Origin of the sequence: Mycobacterium sp. SMC-8 (genome assembly GCF_025263565.1) — a bacterium.
GTDB lineage: Bacteria > Actinomycetota > Actinomycetes > Mycobacteriales > Mycobacteriaceae > Mycobacterium.
The window spans coordinates 57,227-76,657 of record NZ_CP079867.1; the positions used below are offsets into that span (position 1 = coordinate 57,227).

Sequence of the window (19,431 nt, forward strand, 5' to 3'; positions counted from 1 at the left end):
TATTGCGAAAACCGCCAGGTGCATTGAGATGGTGGCGCTTTTTGGAGTTGTCGGCCATTTCAGCCCGACGGGATTGCTAGACGGTCAGGGTGGGCGACAGCGCCGCGGCGAGCACGTGCTGATCCCTGGTGGCGATGGTGAGGGATCGCCGTACCGCTTGGGCGACAATCATCCGGTCGAAGGGGTCGCGGTGTTCCCATGGCAGTCGCGCGGCAACGATCGCGTCCGCGGAGTCGATGGGGAGTTCGGTGATACTCATGTCTGCCAGGACTTCGGACCAGGCACCTAGCAGCGGGTCACCGTCGAGACGGCCAAGTCGGGTCTTGATGCCGATTTCCCAGGCCGAGGCAGCTGAGACCCACAGTTCGATGCTGGGGTCGGAAAGATGTTCGGCAGCAGCGCTTTTGATTGTGCCCGGTGAGGTCACAAGCCAGATGAGCGTATGGGTGTCGAGCAGGATTTTCTTCAACTGCCAGCTGCTTCCCAGTGCTGCAGTTCCGACTCAGGGAGCGGGTCATCGAAGTTGTCGGCCACGGTGAGCCCCGGCAGCTGACCAAAGGTTCGCCGCACGGGTTTGACAGGTTCAAGTCGCGCGACGGGCCGACCGTGGCTGGTGATGGTGATCGCAACACCGGTGCGTTCGACTTCTGCGAGCAGCGCGTTGAGCCGGTTCTTGGCCTCGGTACTGGTGACCGTGGTGGGGGGGGACATGTCCGCATCGTATACCATCATCAACTAGTCGCGCTAGGCGCGCTAGCTCGACTAGTTGACATAACGGAGGTTATCGGCAAATGCGTTGTGCAGCAGGGTAATTCGGCTTAGATAATTGCCAGAGTTGGTTGTCCGTACTATCCGCACTATGCCACACCGTGAGGCCAGATCGCACCCAGACCGCGAAGAAGGTCGCCCTGAGTTCGTTTCGCGCAGGCGCACAGACGGCGGCTTGCGAGCCGCGCTGAGCCCGTGTCAGCATCACTCGGCCACTTCCCGCGGAGCCCTTAAAACCCCTGCCCTACAACGGGTTACGGCTCAATACGTCACTGTGACAAAAAGGGGAGGCCGGCGAGTTATCTAAAGCGGATATATACTGAGTGTCTCGACAGCATATACCAGGAGGTATGGTGACGAAACGGCTGATCGACTTAGACGATGATCTCCTGGCTGCTGCACAGCGTGAACTCAAAACCGCGGGCGTTTCCGACACTGTTCGGATGGCACTCCAGCAAGCGGCAGCCACCTCGGCACGGGCCCGTCAGGTCGCGTGGTTGCAGTCAGGCGCGCTCGAAGACATGGCGACACCCGAAGCGCGTAGGAACGTATGGCGCTGATCGCGCGCTACGTCATCGACACCAGCGCGGCCGCGCGGATGCGGTCGGCGCCGGTCGGCGCTCGGCTGGCGCCATTGATAGAGGCCGGACTGGTCGCAACGACCGCACAGCTGGACGCCGAAGCGCTATACAGTGCGCGTAGCTCCGAAGAGTACGAACAACTTTGGTCCGATCGGCGGTTGGCGTATGAGTATCTGCCGACAGGTGACGAACAGTGGCAAGCGGCACTGGAGGCTCATCGCGCGCTCGCGCGAACGGGCCAGCATCGGTCGGTCGGTATGGCGGATCTGCTGATCGCGGCGGTCGCTGCGCATCACGAGGTAACCGTCATCCACTACGACTCCGACTTTGAGACGGCCGCCGGCGTAATCCCCTTCGAACAGCGGTGGGTTGTGGAACGAGGCACCGTCTGACTGGCGACGCGACCACACAAATGTGGCACACAAATGTGCTCAGCTCTATACTTACCCCATGCAGGAATACTTGAGCAGCACGCAAGTAGCTGATGAGCTGGGGATTAGCAGAGATGCACTCAACTCGGAGATCAGGGCTGGCCGTTTTATTGCCCCGGATGCTGTCGTCGGTGGCCGCTTTCAGGGATGGAGTCGCGAGACGGTGGAGCAGATCCGCCGAGATCGCGAGGGCGGGAATGTCATTCGGTGCGACGTCGCTGGTGTGCGATACCTGATCGCTGAGGTACGAGAGGCGGCCGAAACGGTCCGGGCGTATGGCTTTTCACCCGGAAAGCCCGTCAGCGACGTCTACGTGCAGATTCCGAGAACCTTACTGATCCTCGTCGCGCGGATGGAGTCCGAAATGCGGCGGCTGATTGTCCTCGATCACACGTATGCACGCATCATCACCGGTAGCGATGACCCTCGGCACCACGAAGAGACACCCATCGAGTTCGAGGTGGACCCGGTGAACAGCCTCGTATTCCCGCTAGGGACCGATCCGCAGATGCGCTCGTACCGACTGCGCAACGCTGCCCAACAGTTGGGAGCCGTGGTGACACGGATGCCCGATGTTCTCAAGAGCGCAGAAGCTCGTGCCGTGATGCGGGCGCTGGGCACGGAGCGCGACAAAATCACCGACTACACCGACGAACTGGAACAGGACCTCAACGAGTCCATCGCATAGCACCAGATTAGGCAGTCCATGAGGTATCTTGGTAGGCAACGCCATTGCGCGAAGGCGGACTCCCTCGGTCGCGTTGCAGCTCCCGCCCACATCGGGGTACTGCTACCGAAGATCTCTCCGAGGACCAGGCTCATCGGGTCACGCGCTCCCAACAAAGATCGCACGTTGTTGATGTGGGCGACTACGGGCAAATGTCTTTGAAGGGACTCGTGATTTCCATGGCATCTTCAAATGCGCGCAAGCGCGCGGCGCGTGAACACCAGCAGCGTTTCCCGGGTACACCGTATCCGGTGGCACTACGCGCCGTGTCCCACGGTGAAGAAGCACTCCAAGTCGTGATCGGCAAGGCAGGCGGGCATCCATACTGGGTCGACATTGAAGAGGCTGCGAGCGGAGGCAACGGTCCGCATATTGCGGTGATCGGCACCTCCGAAGTCGGCCGTCGCAGCGTAGTCGATCTAATGATCGACTCGATGTCCGCCCGACCTCCTCAGCGCGGGGTTGAGGTGCTGACGACGCGGGGGGACATTAGCGGTACCGACCACCTGATTGAGGAACGGACTCGTCAGTTACAGCAGTGTGGGGTACGGGATTTCGCTGAACTGCGCAGACGGAGCGCCACCGAGCAGAGCGACCCGGGTGACCGCAGCCATGCGGTAGTCGTGGTGGTCGACGGTGATCGCCTGATGGAGGAGTTCGTCCCGGTTGCAACGAGGGAAGGCCGCGTGACACGGGCAGGAGCCGACGAGTCATTGTCCGCACTGGCCCGCTTGCTGCGGCGCGGTCGTTGCCTGGACGTTCACACAGTACTCAACGTGCGGCAGTTGTCAGGCCCGTGGCTCACGAGTCTGTCTGGGCTCATGTCAAGCGTCGTGGAAGTGGACGAGAGCGGCACTGCCGCCACCTGGCGAAATGTGGGCGTTCGCAGCGCCCCGGTCGATGTGGTGTTGCCAATGAACAACGAAGGAAAGCAGCCGTGATGTCGATGTCATCCCCGGGGTCGCCGGACGCGTATCAGCAGATCGGTGCGCAGTACGTCGCGTCTATGCGTGACGGCCTATTGGGAAAGGTGTTGGAACAGGCCCGGTTTGGGGCGCTCGATCCGGAGTGGCGCAGCAGTGTCGTGCTGCCAAAGGAGCGACTGCAGCCGCAGATGGTCACTGACGATGACCGGGCAGTGGTGATGGAAATCCAGCAGCTGCCGCGCCAGCCGTGGGAACCTGGTCAGGCCACTTGGCGGGTAGCGCTCAACGCGTGGTTCATTGCCCAGTTCGGCATCAACGAGCGAGCACGGGTACGCAGCGCCCAGACGCAGGTGACGCTACTCGAAATGCAGGGAATGACAGCCATGTCGAAGTTCACTGTCGCCGGCCTGACGGGGACCTACACCGCTTATCTGTAACTAACACCAAGAACTGAGCTGCCCAACTGTTCAGGACGAGCGCTACATGTGTACGCAGTGGAAGTACGAGTCGGATCGGGCTGCACATGTGTAGGACGTGGGTGGGTCTGTCATGCCCTTGACCGCACTCATCAGTCCAGTCGTTGGGTCTCATGCCGACCTCGCATGGCGGTATCACCGCCGGAATTGCCCATGGGTCAGCCAATCACGCCACGTTGACGGCGAGATAATAATTTGCCGTGGGCGGCGACTCCTGTGCTGGAAAACGCAGATGGCAGTCGTATAGCCTCAGCGAGGCGCAGGAGTTGCCGATAGCTGGGAAGCGTCTCGATATAGCCCGTGCTCAGCCCCGGGAGGTACTGGTGCCGCTGCGGCAAGGCTGAACAGGGGGTTGGGGTGCGCGGGGATCATCGGAGCTTTCTGGTGTTTGGTCGGCTTGTTGGTGAATGGTGGCGAGAACCGGTCGACTACTCCGCGTACGTGCAGTATTTCGCCAAGCGGTCTATGGCCGGCGCTATTCGGGTGATGATCGGCGCCGGCATCGGCCTGATTTCGATCATCACCGTGGCCGCCTTGTTGCCTGCGGCCGAGCCCGCATTGACGACACCGAAAGTTGTCGTCATCGTTTTCGCAGTCGTGAATGCCTTCTGGGCGGTGATGTGGTGTGTTCGCCCGTGGCCGACGCGTCGGCAGTCAAGAGCGTTCGTTGTCACTTCAGATGTCGGTATCGCTACTGTGGCTCTGACCGGATCGAGTTGGCTCATGGGCCTTTTCGCCCTGAACTGCTTTGCGTTGATCTCGGTCTATCTGATGTTTTTCGACGGGCCTAAAGCGCTGACGCTGCACACCATCTTCATCCTCGCGACAACGGTAGCGTTTATCGCGCTGGCAAGCGCGGACCACGCCCTCGGCGGAGCTGTCGCCGGCAGGATCCTCGGGGCCGTGGTCCCGGTGATTGCGACACCGCTGGGGATACAGTTCGGTATCCGCACGCTACGCAATGACGCCAACGAGTCCGCGATCGATCCGTTGACTGGTTTGTTGAATCGTCGCGGCCTTCACTTGCACTTCGGTGATCTGCTTGCCTCCGGTGCAGCGGCGAGCGGGGACGCGGTGGTGGTGATTGTTGTCGACCTTGACCGGTTCAAGGAGGTCAACGACACCTACGGCCACACTGTCGGTGACCGGGTGTTGGTGCGGTGCGCCCGGTTGATCACGGCGGCCGCCGGAGGTCGGGCCTTGATCGCTCGCGTGGGCGGCGAGGAGTTCGCCGTCGTCGATATCGCCGTTCCTGGCCGTGGCGCACAGAGCGCTGAGGCGATCAGGCGTGCGATCGCGGCGGGAGGCTCGCCGGACGTCACTGCCAGCGTGGGGGTCACTAGCGCCGAGCACACCCAGTTCGTCGTTGCTAACGAGCGTCCGCAGCTGGTGCTCGACACGCTCATTGCGCGCGCTGACCACGCGATGTTCCACGCGAAACGCAACGGGGGCAATGCAACCCATCAGGTTGAGTGAATCTCTTTGTCCGCGGGCTACTTAGGTTCAATTCGCGTGATTGAATCGCCACCACCACGGGTGATGCGGTGGGCGGTGGGTGTGGTGTTGAACCAGCGTTTGCAGGATCGGGTGAGCACGCTTTGTTCGGAGTAGCCGAGTTGGTTGCATATTTGGTGCAGGCTCAGCTCGGTATCGAGCAGGAGCCGGTGGGCGGTGTCGCGGCGGGATTGGTCGACGAGTCGAGCGAAAGTGGTGCCTTCGGCGGCCAGTCGGCGTTGCAGCGTTTTGGGGTGCAGTCCGAATTGGCGGGCGGCCACCTCGGCGGTGAGGTTCCCGGTAGGGAGCAGTTGGCGGATGACGCTGCACACGGTGCCCGAAAGGCCGCGGGCGGGGTTGCCAAGGGTGGTGGATAGGTAGTTCAGGGCGAGTTGGTGGGCGAGCGGGTCGTGGCTTAGTGGTTGTTGCAGGTCGGCCGCGCGCATCGTGAATCCGGTGGTCGGTTCGTTGAACTGGGGTGGGCAGCCGAAGTAGCGGCGGTAATCGGATCTGGTGCCCAGCGGTGGATGGGGTAGGTGCACTGCCACGGGCCGGTAGGTGGTGCCCAGGAATAGGTGCAGGACTCGCAGGGTGACACCGAGGGCCAGTTCGACTGCCTGGGCGTGTGGGGGTGTCGGGTTGAGTGTGAAGTCGAATTCGAACCGGCTCAGTTCGGGGTCGGGATGGGCGCTGATGCCGGTGGTGATTCCGGGACTGTAGGCGCTCATGTAGGTGTCGAGGATCGTGAAGGCGTCAGCGACGGTGGCCGCGGTGCGGGCGGCGACGCCGACCGGGCCGAGGATGTCGATGTTCTGTCGTATTGCGAGTTGGCGGCCGAAGTCGGCCATGTTGAGGATGGTGGCGGCGTCTTCGACCGCGGCGATGGCGTTGCGCAGCGGGATGAATCGATCGCGATGTCCGAGGTCGTCGGGGTCGAGGTTGGCCAGTGCCAGCACGGCATCAGGGTCGCCACCATAGGCGGTGACCAGCGAGGTGAAGCCGGTCAGCGACGACCCCCGGATCAAATGCATGTCCACTACAGTCAATAAGTTGTCCATAAATGTCAAGACAAGGAGGGTGGTGGGCAGCAAAGATGGTCGCGGCCCGGTTCGGCACCAAGGGTGCCATGGGGGCCGGCCCGTGGTGATCGACGGGCCAGCGGCGTGTGACGTTCGGATGCAAGGGGATGTGGTTGAGGATTCACGGATTGTGGCGGCGTTGGTCGAATATCGTTGGGGTGGTGGCGTTGTCGGCAGCGATAGCGGCGTGCACTGGTGGCGAGGGATCGTCTGAGTCGGCCGAGGATACGGGTGAGGTGAGTGTGCAGCAGATTCGTGAGATCGCTAAGCAGGCCTACATTTATGGGTATCCGATGGTCGACAACTACCGGGTGCAGTACGCGTATTTCGTCGACGAGCACAGCCCACAGTTTGTGGGGCCGTGGAATCGTCTGCATTCCGATGCCCGGGTGTACACCCCGGCCGATACCACCATTCAGACCCCCAACTCCGACACCCCGTATTCCACGCTCGGGGCGGACCTGCGGGCTGAGCCGCTGGTGCTGACGCTGCCGCCAATCGAGAAGGACCGCTATTACTCGATCCAGTTCATCGACGCCTACACCTACAACTTCGCCTATGTGGGCAGCCGCACCACAGGCAACGGGGGCGGCACGTTCTTGCTGGCCGGCCCCGGCTGGAGCGGTGAAAAGCCCGCGGGCATCGATGAGGTGATCCGGTCGGATTCCGACTTCGCGTTCGCGTTGTACCGCACCCAGTTGTTCGGGCCCGATGACATCGACAATGTAAAGATGATCCAGGCTGGCTACACGATGGAACCGTTGTCGACATTCCTGGGCCAACAGCCTCCGGCCGCGGCACCTACGGTTGAGTTCCCGGTCCCGCTGAGCGCCGAGCAGCAACGCACGTCCCCGAAGTTCTTCGAGACGCTGGATTTCATCCTGCGGTACGTGCCGGTGCTGGATTCCGAGAAGGAACTGCGCACCAAGTTCGCGTCCATCGGGTTCGGCGCAGACAGTGATCTGACCATCGATAGCCTCAGCCCGGAGAAACGCGACGCGTTCGAGACCGCGTTCACCGACGCGTGGAAGGAATTCGACGGGTTGCAGGCCAAGATCGACGCCGGCAAGGTCAGCTCCAATGACCTGTTCGGCACGCGTCAGATGCTCGGCGACAACTACCTCTACCGGATGGCCGGCGCGGTCAACGGAATCTATGGCAACACCGCGGCCGAATCGATGTACCCCATGTTCCCCAACGACGCCGACGGGCAGCCACTCGATGGCGCCAACACCTACATCTACCGGTTCGCACCGGGCCAGCTGCCGCCGGTGCGCGCGTTCTGGTCGCTGACGATGTATCGGATGCCCGAGAGCTTGCTGGTGGCCAACCCGATCAACCGCTACCTGATCAACTCGCCGATGCTGGCCAGTCTCAAGCAAGACCCGGACGGGGGTTACACCATCTACGTTCAGCACGAATCACCCGGTGCGGACAGGGAGTCCAACTGGCTACCCGCGCCGGAGGGCTCGTTTCGCCTCGTCGAACGGCTCTACTGGCCCGAGCAGGCCGCGCTCGACGGCACCTGGCATGCACCCAAACCCCAGAAGACCTGACGACAACCAGGCAGTATGTGGCGTCAACGTAGGGCGAACCAACACAGGGACCGACATCGATGTCGACTCCTCATGCTTTTCGACGTGATTGATTGGAGGTCACACGACCATGCCCGGGATCGCTGAGCTGGCAATGGGTGCCGCGCCGATCGCCGGCGGTGTGTTGCTGGGCGCGGTGGCCGGAAACGTCAAAGGCCCCGACATCCGTGCGGGAATCATCGCCGATTTCGATCTGCTGGACCGAATTCCCGCACAGCAGACCGACCGGCGCGCGGCGATGTCGCAGATGGTCGGCCAGCGCATCGACACGCTGGTCGAGGCCGGTGAACGCAGCCGTCAACTGCGCAACGCCGCGGCGTCCTATCAGGGCAACTGGCGCGACATTGTCGTGTTCGTCTGCGCGGTGCTGTTCACCATCGTGTGGTGGCACGTCAACCATCACCGCAGCAACTGGCTACCGATGTTTGTCATGTTGATCGTGCTGTCGGTGATCACCGGGATCTATGCCGTACGGGGTGTCGGCCGCGTCCTGACTCAACTGTCGCGCCGCACCGGCAGTCCGTCGCGGCACCTGGCACCGTAGCGAACTTCAGCAAACGGCCTGACCTTCTGGACGGCAGAATGGATTTACCCCGCCAAGCAGACACCGTAGACAGGTGCGCGCGCGACGGTACTGGTCACAGCCGCCACCCGAAACACAAAACGAAGGAGTCGCGGACTATGCCCGAACAAGACATGGTGAACAGAACGCATCTACCGATTCCGAGTAAGACCCGTACCGGGTTGATCACGTATGACGCGAAGGATCCTGATTGCACGTTCCCGCCGATCGAGCCGCTGCGGCCACCGGCGGGCGCGCCGAATGTGCTATTGATCCTGCTCGACGATGTGGGTTTCGGGGCGTCGAGCGCGTTCGGCGGGCCGTGTCAGACCCCGGTCGCCGAACGGCTGGCCGCCGGCGGGCTGAAATACAACCGCTTCCACACCACCGCCTTGTGCTCGCCGACCCGCCAGGCCCTGCTGACCGGTCGCAATCATCATTCCACCGGTATGGGTGGGATCACCGAGATCGCCACCGGGGCACCAGGTTACAGTTCGGTACTGCCCAACACGATGTCGCCGCTCGCGCGGACACTGAAGCTCAACGGATACAACACCGCCCAGTTCGGAAAGTGTCATGAGGTGCCGGTGTGGCAGACCAGCCCGGTTGGGCCGTTCGACGCGTGGCCGTCGGCGGGCGGAGGTTTCGAGTACTTCTACGGGTTCATCGGCGGCGAGGCGAACCAGTGGTATCCCAGTTTGTATGAGGGCACCACACCGGTGGAGGTGGATCGCACCCCCGAAGAGGGCTACCACTTCATGGAAGACATGACCGACAAGGCGATCGCCTGGATCGGCCAGCAGAAGGCGCTGGCGCCAGATACGCCCTTCTTCACCTATTTCGCGCCTGGGGCCACCCATGCGCCGCACCACGTGCCCCAAGAGTGGGCCGACAAGTACAAGGGCCGCTTCGATGACGGCTGGGACAGGTTGCGTGAGAGGACTTTCGCTCGGCAAAAGGAACTCGGGGTGATTCCGCCGGACTGCGAGCTCACCGCACGGCATCCGGAGATCCCAGCGTGGGAGGATATGCCTGAAGAACTCAAACCGGTCCTGCGCCGTCAGATGGAGGTCTATGCCGGCTTCTTGGAGTACACCGACCACCACGTGGGCCGGTTGGTCGACAGCCTGGAGCGTCTCGGCGTGCTGGACGACACCCTGGTGTTCTACATCGTCGGCGACAACGGCGCCTCCGCGGAGGGCACCCTCAACGGCACCTACAACGAGATGCTGAATTTCAACGGCATGGCCGCGATCGAGACGCCGGAGTTCCTCACCAGCAAGATCAACGATCTCGGGGGCCCGGACTCCTACAACCACTACGCAGTCGGCTGGGCGCACGCGATGGACACCCCGTATCAATGGACCAAGCAGGTGGCCTCACACTGGGGCGGGACCCGCAACGGCACGATCGTGCACTGGCCGGCGGCGATCACCGCGAAGGCCGAGGTCCGACATCAGTTCCACCACGTCATCGACGTGGCACCGACGATCCTGGAGGCCGCTGGAATCCCGGAGCCGGTGTTCGTCAACGGCATCCAGCAGCACCCCATCGAGGGCACCAGCATGCTGTACTCGTTCAACGACGGGCACGCACCAGACCGGCACGAAACGCAGTACTTCGAGATGTTCGGAAACCGCGGCATCTATCACAAGGGCTGGACCGCGGTCACCAAGCACAAGACGCCCTGGCTGCTGATGGGCGAGCAGACGGTCGCCTTCGACGATGACGTGTGGGAACTATATGACACCAGCCAGGATTGGAGTCAGGCCAAGAATCTGGCCGAGGAGTTGCCCGAGAAGCTTCACGAACTGCAGCGGTTGTGGTTGATCGAGGCCACCCGCTACAACGTGCTGCCCCTCGACGACGACACCGCGCGGCGGCTGAATTCCGACCTGGCCGGGCGCCCCCAACTCATCACGGGCAACACCCAAGTGCTATTTGCGGGCATGGGCCGGTTGTCGGAGAACTGCGTCCTCAACGTGAAGAACAAATCGCACTCGGTGACCGCCGAGATTGTGGTGCCCGACGTCGGCGCCGAAGGGGTGATCGTGGCTCAGGGCGCCAGCATCGGCGGCTGGAGCCTGTATGCCGCGGGCGGCAAGCTCAAGTACTGCTACAACCTCGGCGGGATCACCCACTTCTACGCCGAATCCACCGAGGCGCTGCCCGCGGGTGAGCATCAGGTGCGCATGGAGTTCGCTTACGCCGGTGGCGGTCTGGGCAAGGGAGGCGATGTCACGCTCTACATCGACGGCCAGAAAGCCGGCGAAGGGCGCGTCGAGGCCACCCTGGCCAACGTGTTCTCCGCCGACGACGGCTGCGACGTCGGGGTGGACACCGGCTCCCCCGTCTCACCCGACTACCCACCGGGGCGGAACGCGTTCAATGGTCGTGTCAAAGGGGTGCAGCTGGCCATCGCCGACGCCGCAGAGGCCGACAATCATCTCGTCTCACCAGCAGATGCGATCCGGATCGCGCTGGCCCGCCAATGACCCCGACCCGAACCGACGAAAGGAAATCACCGATGAGGCTGACACTCAACCGACTCAGGGGTGCCGGAGCGCTCGCGCTTGCCGCCGGTGCTCTTCTCGGTGGCGCCGCCGCCCAAGCGGAGCCACCCGCCGAGCCGCCGCGCCCACCCCATTGTTCTGCCGCCGATCTGGCCGGCATCGCCTCGGGAGTCGCCGCCTCGACGTCGGCGTACCTGTTCGCCCATCATGAGCTGAACGACTTCTTCACCGACCTGCACGGCCAGCCCCACGAGGAGGTGCCCGAGTCCACCAAAGCCTATTTTGATGCCCATCCGCAGGAGCACGCCGAGCTCAGGGGTATCCGCCAGCCGCTCGTCGACTTCCGCAACCGCTGCGGTTACAGCGCCCCGAACGCGCTTGACGGGCAACAACCGTGAACAGATCGCCATGGTCGATCCGGGCCCGCGTCGCGGCGGTCGCTCTCGCGTTCTCGACGTTGCCCGGCGTCATCGTCTTGGCCGCTCCGGCTGGCACCGCCCTCGCTGACGTATGCGCCAGCGCCGGGCGCCGGATCTCAGTGGGGGGATGTGTCAACATCGCCGACGCGGTGGCCCCCTACGTCCCGCCACCGGCCTACTACGCCCCGCTGCCCGAAGACCCGCCACCACCGCCACCGCCTGGCTCGAATGTCAGCGGCTGCATCGGCTACAACGGACGATGGGTCTCCGCCGGGGGCTGCAACTGACCTCGAAGATGGCCACGGCAAATCCCACTCCCACGGACCAGCATGGGAAACCGGACCGCGAAGCCGTAGTCCCCACGACAGCATCGGCCCTGCTCAGGTCGAAGCCCCCCGGGGTCGTGCAAGCCGTGGGCAAAGCGCGATACAGGTTGAGTGGGCGACCTTTCCCTGGCGCGGAACCCGTCAAAGACGTATCGAGCGATGTGGGTGGTGTCGCGCCGCACGAGGGGGTTCGCCCGGCGCGACACCGGCCAGATGGCTTGCCGCGCCTCCGAGGTTAGTCCGGCCGTCCAGGACGCCGCAGTGGTGAGGGTCTAACCGGATCGGCGGTATCGGTCCTGCGCTGCGTACAGCCCGGGGCCGGTTCGCTCGCCGGCGGCGGGCGTGTTTGGTTGTGGCGCAGGCTCGATGACCTCAGTGAGAAGCTGACGCAGACGTGGTTCGGCGCTCTGACCTCGGTAGCAGTCCAGCCAACTGGCGGTGGCGGCCACCAGGTCGTGGTTGAGAGGAATGGCGTTGCGTGCGATGGCGGTGATCAGGGCCTCGATCGCGGCGAACGTCTCGCCGATACCCAGTGTGATGTAGATGCGGTCGGCGTCGACTCTGCTGAGATACGGGCGCGCGGTGGCGGCCAACTCCCAGGCCAAGGCGGCATCATCGGGTGCCTGACGCACCGGCGTTTTGCGCGGCGTGGACACCCGGCCTCCCTTTCGCCGACGGTCTGATCTATCCCGTACCTACGGTAGCGGGTGGGCAGGCCGGGCGCGCGGTACTCGACCCGGGTCCCGCGCCGACCAGGGACACCGCATGGGGCAACGCCGATCTGTTTGCCTACCATTCACTTTCCGTACGATTTACTGGCCGCCAGCGGGACCGAGGTGCGCCGGCCTGCGCACGGGTGATCGCACCTGCATTGGCAATCAAGCGCGACACACGTGCACCGGCTCCCCCGCCCACATCACCCCATGCGTCACTATCGTCACTGTGGTCACAGTGAAGGAACACGCTCTCCGACCCACACGGACCGACGGCAGCCGTGCCAGTCATCGGGACTCGGGGCGGCAGGCTCGCATCGCGATCCAGGCCCCAAACATCGCGCGACACGCATGATATCACCAGTTCAAGACCACTTATACATGTATAATTCGAGGATGCTAAGCAATGAAGCATTGCCGACCCGACACACGGCGCGCCTCCGAAAGGGTGTAGGAAAAACCGTGCAGTATTTCCGCCATGGTGGTTCCGGTGGAGCTGGCGAGACAGCTCGTGGCCCTGCACCGTCTCGCGTTGGCGAGACTGCTCGGCGAGATCGGCGTGGCATTCGACGCGTCGCTGGCGCGGTGGTTCCGCGTATTCCCCGACCCGATGCAGATTCAGGGCGGGACGTTGTGTCAGGACGTACGCAGCCACGTGCTGGCGATGAACGGCATCGACGCGCAGAGCACGAAGGCCCCGACGCCGCCACTGGCGCCAGAGGGTGCCTCCTGTGGACCGGGGTCGACGTTGCGGATGTCGACGGGCCCGAGTTCGTCGGTGCGCATTGGCGATGCGGGGATGGCGTGGGCGCGGGTGCGTCACATCAGCCCGCAACGGGCCGCCGATATCGGTGCGCTGCCCCCGCAGTCGATGCCGCAGTCCAAGCCGGGCAAGCAGATGGCGCTCGACGCTGGCGAGCCCGAGGATCAGCGGGTGTTCGGCCCGGCGGGGATCGGCGACGATTACGAGCTGGTTGTGTACTGGTGGGAGACCCCGGGCCGGTTGTCGGTGGGTGGTGGCATCTTGGCGGTGGTGGCCGATCTGGACACCAACGAGGAGCGGATTCTGGGGTTCGAGCCGTTACCGCTGGCGATTCGGCCGAAGACCGTTGCCGAGCAGCAGAGCGCGGCCGAGGACGACGACGAGGATGTGCGCGAGGACTTCGAGGAATTCTTGCCCAGAACTGCTCCCGAGGCCGGGGAAGCCGAGGCGTAGACGATGAGCTGGTACCGGCCGGGCGCGTGTGGGGACGAGGTGGTCGGTGATGGCGTCGGTAGAGGTGTTCGGCACACGGGTCCGCCAAGCCCGGGTGCTGCGGCGACTGTCAGGCACCGCAGTGATGGATCATCTGGGTTGGCGCTCTCCGCGCCAGACGCGGTTGGAGCAGTCCGAGACCGCGGTCCTCGACGGCGCCGATTTCGATCGGATCACGGCGTTGCTGCGTTTCCCACCAACATTTTTCACGACCGCACCGGCGTCGCGGGTGACGGCGCGGGATCTGTTGTTCCGGGCGCCCAAGTCCACCACGGTCACCGAGAAGGAGTACTTGGCGGTGTTCGCCAACGTCGTCGGTGATCTGCTCGGGCAGCTCAATGCGGTGGCCAAGCTGCCCCCGGTACTGCTGGAGCCGTTACCTGCGGGCACCGATGTGGTGACCGCGGCCGCCCAGGCCCGGCGCTGGCTGGGAGTGGCACCAGGGGTGCCGATCAAGTCGCTGACCTACGAGCTGGAAGCTGCCGGGGTGCCGGTGGTCATGCGGATGAAGCACTCACGCTCCACCGGAGTGGTGGACTGGGATACCGATGAGGACGGGCCGGCCGGGTTGTTGACCGAGAAACATCTGGGTTGCTCGGCGCGAACCGGGGAGTATCGGGAACGGCCGCTGGTGTTGTTGCGGGCGTTGGATTCTTGGGAGCGCACCCGCTGGACGATCGCCCACGAGATCGGGCACTTGTTGTTGCACCGCTACGGCGATGTCAGCGATGACCAGGAGCGCGAAGCCTCCCGGTTCGCCTCAGAACTGTTGGCCCCAGCCGAAGTGCTCGCCAAAGAGGTGCCGCCGGTTCCCACGCTTAGCGATCTGGTCGATGCGAAGGTGAAGTGGCGCATTTCCCTGGGGGCGTTGATCATTCACCTTCGCGAGTCGAAGCTGATCGATGAGGTCCGCGCCGATACGTTGCAGCGCCAGCTCTACACGCGGATCAACTCCGAGACCGGGCACACCTGGGGCAAGACCGAACCGGGCTGGAATGCCCGCACACCGGAGCGGCCCCGGCTGCTGCGCCGGTGGATGGAGGAATGCTACGGCTCGGTCAGCGTTGAGGCTTTGGCCGCCCACGACCTGATCTATCCCACAGACTTGTTGGCCGACATCCTGGCCGGCCAGCGCGAGGCCCCCGCCAGGGTTACCGCGGCGCCGGAAACCGCTTCGGCGGTGCTCGATGACGGGGCCATCCTGGACCGCGGGGACACGGTGGTGCAGCTGCGCCGGCCTCGCCGGCAGGCCTAACACGGAATTGCGGGGGCGGATCGGGGATGGCACGGACACAACGGGTCGCGCTGACCGGCGCCCCGGACACCTACACCGTGCTGGGCCCTGATCACCTGCCGATCGAGGCGGCCGAGGAGTACCTGCAGTTCCTGCGCCATGACGGGTCCTCACCGAACACGGTGAAGGCGTATGCGGCCGGCCTGGCGGCGTGGTGGACGGTGCTGGAACACACCGGCACCGACTGGCAGAACATCAGCACGAGCCTGTTCGGGCAGTTTCTGGCCTACCTGCGCACCGGGGACCTGCCGGGCACCGCCCGGATCGGGGCCCCCGAGGTCTGGTTGGGCCCGGCGAGCACCCAGCTGCGGGCCGCGGCGGTGCTGGCGCTCTACCGCTACCACGCTGATGCCCATGGGCTGGCCGGCCCGTATCAGCGGCTGTTCACCAGCCGCGGCAAGCGATCACGGTCACGGTATATCCCGATGCTGGCCGGCGTGGGCCGCCCACCACGGTCCAAGGACCGGCCCATCTACACGGTGCGCAGCGGCAACAAGTCCGCCACTCCGGTGCTGCTGCCCACCCAAGTTGCTGCGATCCTTGATGGCTGTGCAACCCAGACCGGACAGGACTGGTCGGGGCCGCCCTCAGGGCTGCGGGACCGGCTGTTGTTCGCGGTGCTCGCCGAGACCGGGATGCGACTGGGTGAAGCGCTGTTGTTGCGGCACCACGATTTTCACATCGGCGCCGGCGGGACACCGTTCATCGACGTGGCCGCCCGACAAGACCATCCGCGCGGGGCCCGCGGCAAGACGCTACTGGCACGGCGCATCTACATCGGTGACGATCTGGAGGCGCTGTATTCGGCCTACGTGTGGCATCTGGTCGACCAGGGCGCCGATCTGGACGTGCCCGACCTGGACACCCATTTTGTGTTCGTCAATCTCTCCCACGGGGTGCGTTTCCGTCCCATGCGTGCCGAAACCGTCTACGCCAAAATCGATTCGGTGACCAAACGTGCCGGCGGGGTGCTGCCCGATCGGTGGTCACCGCACTGGCTACGCCACACCCACGCCACCGCGCTGCTGCTCTCCGGGGCCCCGCCGCACGTGGTGATGCGTCGCCTGGGCCACGCCGATATCCAGACCACGCTCTCGACCTACGGATGGGTCACCGAGGACGCCGAGATGCGCACCCTGGCGCAATGGCGCAGCTACGTCGCTGGTTGGAAAGGGCTGCACCATGACCACACCGACTGACCCGCCCGCACCCACGCTGGCCCCCGCCCCCGCACTGGGGTCATGGGCGACTCAATGGGCGCAGGTCCCCGAGGCGTGGCGCCGGCCGATCTACGCGATCTACAGTGCTCCGTTTGATCAGGTGTTTCTGCGCAACCAGTTCTACCTGCAAGCACACCGCGCCGGAGCCGGCCACGATTTCACTCCCGAGGCCCCTGCTCGATTCGGCGACGAGATCGCCTGGTGGGTCTGGACGTGCTGGGACCAGCAGCTACGCAAGATCGAACCCTCCCTGCTGGCCTGGCTGACCCGCACCCTGCCGGCCGCGATCGCCGAACACCGCGCCCGCACCGGAAGGGCACCGGCCAGCATCGCCGACCTGGACCCCAATGCCGTGCTCCGCCAGGCGGTCCTGACCTTTCAGCGCCGCAACATGCGGCTCCCGTCGGCGGGATCGCGGCGCAACATCCGCCATGTCATCGAGCATCTGCACCTGTGGGTATCGGTGCGCTGCACCGATACCCCGTGGTGGGAGCACGACATCTGGGATCTGCGCACCGACCCACGCATCCCGCGCCGCGACCACGAACCCCGCCACGACACCGCCGTGCGGCTGCGCGATATCGAACCGGCGTGGCTGCGCGAAGGGCTGCGGTTCTGGCTGCGCAGCGCGTTGACCTACGACCTGCTGGTCTGGTCCTCGGCCGCCGACCGGGCCCGCAACCTGGGCTCGCAGCTGGGCCGGTTCGCCCGTGACCACGGATATCACGATGATCCGCTGATCAGCACCGATCCCGATCAGCTACGCACAGTGTTCCTCGACTATCTCGAGTATCTGCGTTCCCCCGCCGCGGCCACCCATTCCGAACACCTCACCGCCGACACCGTGGCCACACTGCAAGCCCAAACCCAGGCGTTCTACACCTTCATGCACGACAACGCCGCCGATGCGGCGACCGCGACGGCCAACCCCCGCTGGCGCGATATTACGCTGACCCACACCGCGCTGTGGTCACCGCTGCACGCGCCCAAACAGCGCCGCCGCGAACGCGAACTCACCTGGTATGCCACCGCCGACCTGCAGCGCATGCTCACCTACCTCGACGTCCTGGCCGCCCCCGCCGGGCACAAAGTGGTGCTGACCAAAGCCGACGGCACGATCACCGTCGCCGCCGGCCTCGGTGACCCCCAGGCCGCACGGATCTGGCTCCTGCAAGCCCTGACCGGGCGCCGGGCCTCAGAAATCCTGATGCTCGACCATGATCCGCTGCAAGCCATCCCGGGTCAGGAACGCCCCACCGACGGCGACCCTGACACGTTCGTGGCCCGGCTGCGCTACCAGCAGACCAAAGTCGATGACGTCATCCCCACCATCCTCGTGGAGCAAGCCATCGTCGACATCATCACCGAGCAGCAGAGCTGGCTGAAGACGACATACCCCGACCTGGCACCCCGATACCTGTTCCTCGGCGTGAAGAATCAGCACCGCGGCCAGCAGCCCCGCTCCTACAACACCTACCGCACATCGCTGGCCAAGCTCGACGACTGCCACGACCTCACCGACAGCGCCGGCCGACCACTGCGCTTCACCCAAACCCACCGCCTGCGCCACACCCGGGCCACCGAACTGCTCAACGACGGTGTCCCGTTCCACGTCGTACAGCGCTACCTTGGTCATAAGAGCCCTGAGATGACCGCCCGCTATGCGGCCACCTTGGCGGCCACCGCCGAGGCAGAGTTCCTCAAGCACAAGAAGATCGGCGCCAACGGCACCGACATCTCCATCAGCCCCAGCGACATCTATGAGATGACACAGCTCGGTGCCCGCACCGACCGGATCCTGCCCAACGGTGTCTGCCTGCTCCCTCCGCTCAAACACTGCGACAAGGGCAATGCCTGTCTGGGCTGCGGTCACTTCGCCACCGACGCCACCCACCTCAATGAGCTACGCCAGCAACACACTGCGACCGAGGCGCTGCTAGCCGCCCGCCGTGACCAGTATCGCCGACGTAGCGGACGTGAACTCGGCGAGGACAACATCTGGGTGATCGAACGCCGCCGCGAACTGCGCTCGCTGGAAGCGATCATCGAACGCCTGTCGGCAACCGCAGACCAAGAGGCGGTATCCGGTGCCGGCACCGGGGCAGGAAGGCGACTGCCGCTGCTACAGATCCAGACTCGCGGCGCCCACCAGTCCGCCCTCGACAAAGCCCAGCAACCCCGCACCACGGATCAATGACCGCTGCCCGCTCCACTGCCGGCCTCAGAAAAGCCAGCACCAAAAGCCGCAACGACGCCCGCCGCAAAATCAAGAAGGCCCTACGCGAAATGCAGCGCGCCGGAATGAATATCAACCCCAATGCAGTCGCCCGCCACGCAGGGGTCGCCCGCAAAACGATCTACAACCACACCGACCTCTTCGACCAAATCCGCGCTGCCTCCGCTACACCACGGCCCCAGATCGCCGACCCTGAACCGACAGCATCAAACTCCCGTTCGCCAGTCGATGCTGCGTTGCGCCAACAACTACGCACCCAGAAACGCCAGTACGACGACGATATCGCCGCCCTCAAATCAGAAATCAGAGACCTTCAACAACAGCTCGCCGCAGCCCACGGCGAGATCCACCGTCTACGCGGCAACGGCAACAGCGGCTGATGAGCCATACCAATCGAATCGCATGGGGTACCCCCAAAAAAACGGGCTCGCTCGTCAGTTACACCGTTACAGATAACACTGTGTTCCTCGTAGATCCCGCGCATTCAAACGCACCTCGGTAACTGTCTTACACACAGCTATTACCGTTACAGATAATACCGACGACACGGTGCTCGAAGAGCTGACAGCGCTCCCCTACTCGGAGCTGCACGATCCCAACACCGCGGTGCACAGGGCTCAGCGCGATGAACTGATAGCGAGCTATCTTGCTGGGCTCGATGATGCCGGTATCAGCAATGACTGGGCTGAGTGGCTACGGGCGCGGTCAGAAACGTGGGGCAATCCCATGCTGCAGAACAAGTGGAACATCATGTTGAACGGCCCAAGCCTGCGAACAATGTGGCGGCTACCCGATTACTGGCACAACGCTGAGTAA

The 19,431-nt window shown here is 64.2% G+C and carries 20 protein-coding genes; 16 read left to right on the plus strand and 4 right to left on the minus strand.

What is annotated here, in order from left to right:
* Positions 1–76: 76 nt before the first annotated feature.
* On the minus strand, positions 77–469 hold the full coding sequence (locus KXD97_RS32250) for a type II toxin-antitoxin system VapC family toxin (RefSeq protein ID WP_260758359.1): 393 nt from the start codon (positions 467–469) through the stop codon (positions 77–79).
* Positions 466–711, minus strand: a complete 246-nt coding sequence (locus KXD97_RS32255; RefSeq protein WP_260758361.1) for a type II toxin-antitoxin system Phd/YefM family antitoxin — start codon at positions 709–711, stop codon at positions 466–468. Before KXD97_RS32255 ends, KXD97_RS32250 begins: the two co-directional genes overlap by 4 nt.
* 607 nt (positions 712–1,318) lie before the next feature.
* Between KXD97_RS32255 and KXD97_RS32265 the strand changes: the two genes are divergently transcribed.
* The 5 genes from KXD97_RS32265 (at position 1,319) to KXD97_RS32285 (ending at position 5,385) form a co-directional block, all read left to right on the plus strand.
* Entirely contained in the window at positions 1,319–1,741 is a 423-nt protein-coding gene (locus tag KXD97_RS32265; protein ID WP_260758362.1) for a PIN domain nuclease, read from the plus strand.
* A gap of 58 nt (positions 1,742–1,799) precedes the next feature.
* A complete protein-coding gene (locus KXD97_RS32270; protein WP_260758363.1) occupies positions 1,800–2,468 on the plus strand; it encodes a hypothetical protein in 669 nt (222 codons plus the stop codon).
* A 173-nt stretch (positions 2,469–2,641) separates the two neighbouring features.
* Positions 2,642–3,448, plus strand: coding sequence for a hypothetical protein (locus KXD97_RS32275; RefSeq protein WP_260758365.1), 807 nt, complete (start codon positions 2,642–2,644; stop codon positions 3,446–3,448).
* On the plus strand, positions 3,448–3,870 hold the full coding sequence (locus tag KXD97_RS32280) for a hypothetical protein (RefSeq protein WP_260758367.1): 423 nt from the start codon (positions 3,448–3,450) through the stop codon (positions 3,868–3,870). Before KXD97_RS32275 ends, KXD97_RS32280 begins: the two co-directional genes overlap by 1 nt.
* 480 nt (positions 3,871–4,350) lie before the next feature.
* Complete coding sequence (locus KXD97_RS32285; protein WP_260758368.1) at positions 4,351–5,385, plus strand: GGDEF domain-containing protein; 1,035 nt, start codon at positions 4,351–4,353, stop codon at positions 5,383–5,385.
* 17 nt (positions 5,386–5,402) lie between these two features.
* Here KXD97_RS32285 and KXD97_RS32290 read toward each other — a convergent pair whose 3' ends face one another.
* On the minus strand, positions 5,403–6,434 hold the full coding sequence (locus KXD97_RS32290) for an AraC family transcriptional regulator (RefSeq protein ID WP_260758369.1): 1,032 nt from the start codon (positions 6,432–6,434) through the stop codon (positions 5,403–5,405).
* Between the two features lie 155 nt (positions 6,435–6,589).
* Here KXD97_RS32290 and KXD97_RS32295 point away from each other — a divergent pair, with 155 nt between their 5' ends.
* The 5 genes from KXD97_RS32295 to KXD97_RS32315 all read left to right on the plus strand — a co-directional run bounded on the left by KXD97_RS32295 (position 6,590) and on the right by KXD97_RS32315 (position 11,858).
* Positions 6,590–8,038, plus strand: coding sequence for a DUF1254 domain-containing protein (locus tag KXD97_RS32295; protein ID WP_396885672.1), 1,449 nt, complete (start codon positions 6,590–6,592; stop codon positions 8,036–8,038).
* Between the two features lie 109 nt (positions 8,039–8,147).
* Positions 8,148–8,621 carry a hypothetical protein gene (locus KXD97_RS32300; protein WP_260758370.1) on the plus strand — a complete coding sequence of 158 codons (474 nt, stop codon included), beginning with the start codon at positions 8,148–8,150 and terminating at the stop codon, positions 8,619–8,621.
* A 152-nt stretch (positions 8,622–8,773) separates the two neighbouring features.
* Entirely contained in the window at positions 8,774–11,134 is a 2,361-nt protein-coding gene (locus tag KXD97_RS32305) for an arylsulfatase (RefSeq protein WP_396885697.1), read from the plus strand.
* Between the two features lie 32 nt (positions 11,135–11,166).
* The gene (locus KXD97_RS32310; RefSeq protein ID WP_260758373.1) at positions 11,167–11,550 is read left to right on the plus strand and encodes a heme-binding protein; all 384 of its coding nucleotides are present in this window, start codon (positions 11,167–11,169) and stop codon (positions 11,548–11,550) included.
* A gap of 17 nt (positions 11,551–11,567) precedes the next feature.
* Positions 11,568–11,858, plus strand: coding sequence for a hypothetical protein (locus KXD97_RS32315; protein ID WP_396885699.1), 291 nt, complete (start codon positions 11,568–11,570; stop codon positions 11,856–11,858).
* Between the two features lie 311 nt (positions 11,859–12,169).
* On the opposite strand, the gene KXD97_RS32320 is transcribed toward KXD97_RS32315, so the two are convergent.
* Positions 12,170–12,553 (minus strand): hypothetical protein, encoded by a 384-nt coding sequence (locus KXD97_RS32320; protein WP_260758374.1) that lies wholly within the window; start codon positions 12,551–12,553, stop codon positions 12,170–12,172.
* A gap of 535 nt (positions 12,554–13,088) precedes the next feature.
* Here KXD97_RS32320 and KXD97_RS32325 point away from each other — a divergent pair.
* The 6 genes from KXD97_RS32325 to KXD97_RS32350 all read left to right on the plus strand — a co-directional run bounded on the left by KXD97_RS32325 (position 13,089) and on the right by KXD97_RS32350 (position 19,431).
* Entirely contained in the window at positions 13,089–13,826 is a 738-nt protein-coding gene (locus KXD97_RS32325; RefSeq protein ID WP_260758375.1) for a hypothetical protein, read from the plus strand.
* 49 nt (positions 13,827–13,875) lie between these two features.
* On the plus strand, positions 13,876–15,120 hold the full coding sequence (locus KXD97_RS32330) for an ImmA/IrrE family metallo-endopeptidase (protein WP_260758377.1): 1,245 nt from the start codon (positions 13,876–13,878) through the stop codon (positions 15,118–15,120).
* 26 nt (positions 15,121–15,146) lie between these two features.
* The gene (locus KXD97_RS32335; RefSeq protein WP_260758378.1) at positions 15,147–16,358 is read left to right on the plus strand and encodes a site-specific integrase; all 1,212 of its coding nucleotides are present in this window, start codon (positions 15,147–15,149) and stop codon (positions 16,356–16,358) included.
* Positions 16,342–18,576: a tyrosine-type recombinase/integrase gene (locus KXD97_RS32340; protein WP_260758379.1), complete on the plus strand. Its 2,235-nt coding sequence runs from the start codon at positions 16,342–16,344 to the stop codon at positions 18,574–18,576. Before KXD97_RS32335 ends, KXD97_RS32340 begins: the two co-directional genes overlap by 17 nt.
* Positions 18,573–18,995 (plus strand): transposase, encoded by a 423-nt coding sequence (locus KXD97_RS32345; RefSeq protein ID WP_074362280.1) that lies wholly within the window; start codon positions 18,573–18,575, stop codon positions 18,993–18,995. The genes KXD97_RS32340 and KXD97_RS32345 overlap by 4 nt, the downstream gene beginning before the upstream one ends.
* Positions 18,996–19,164: 169 nt before the next feature.
* Complete coding sequence (locus KXD97_RS32350) at positions 19,165–19,431, plus strand: hypothetical protein (protein WP_260758383.1); 267 nt, start codon at positions 19,165–19,167, stop codon at positions 19,429–19,431.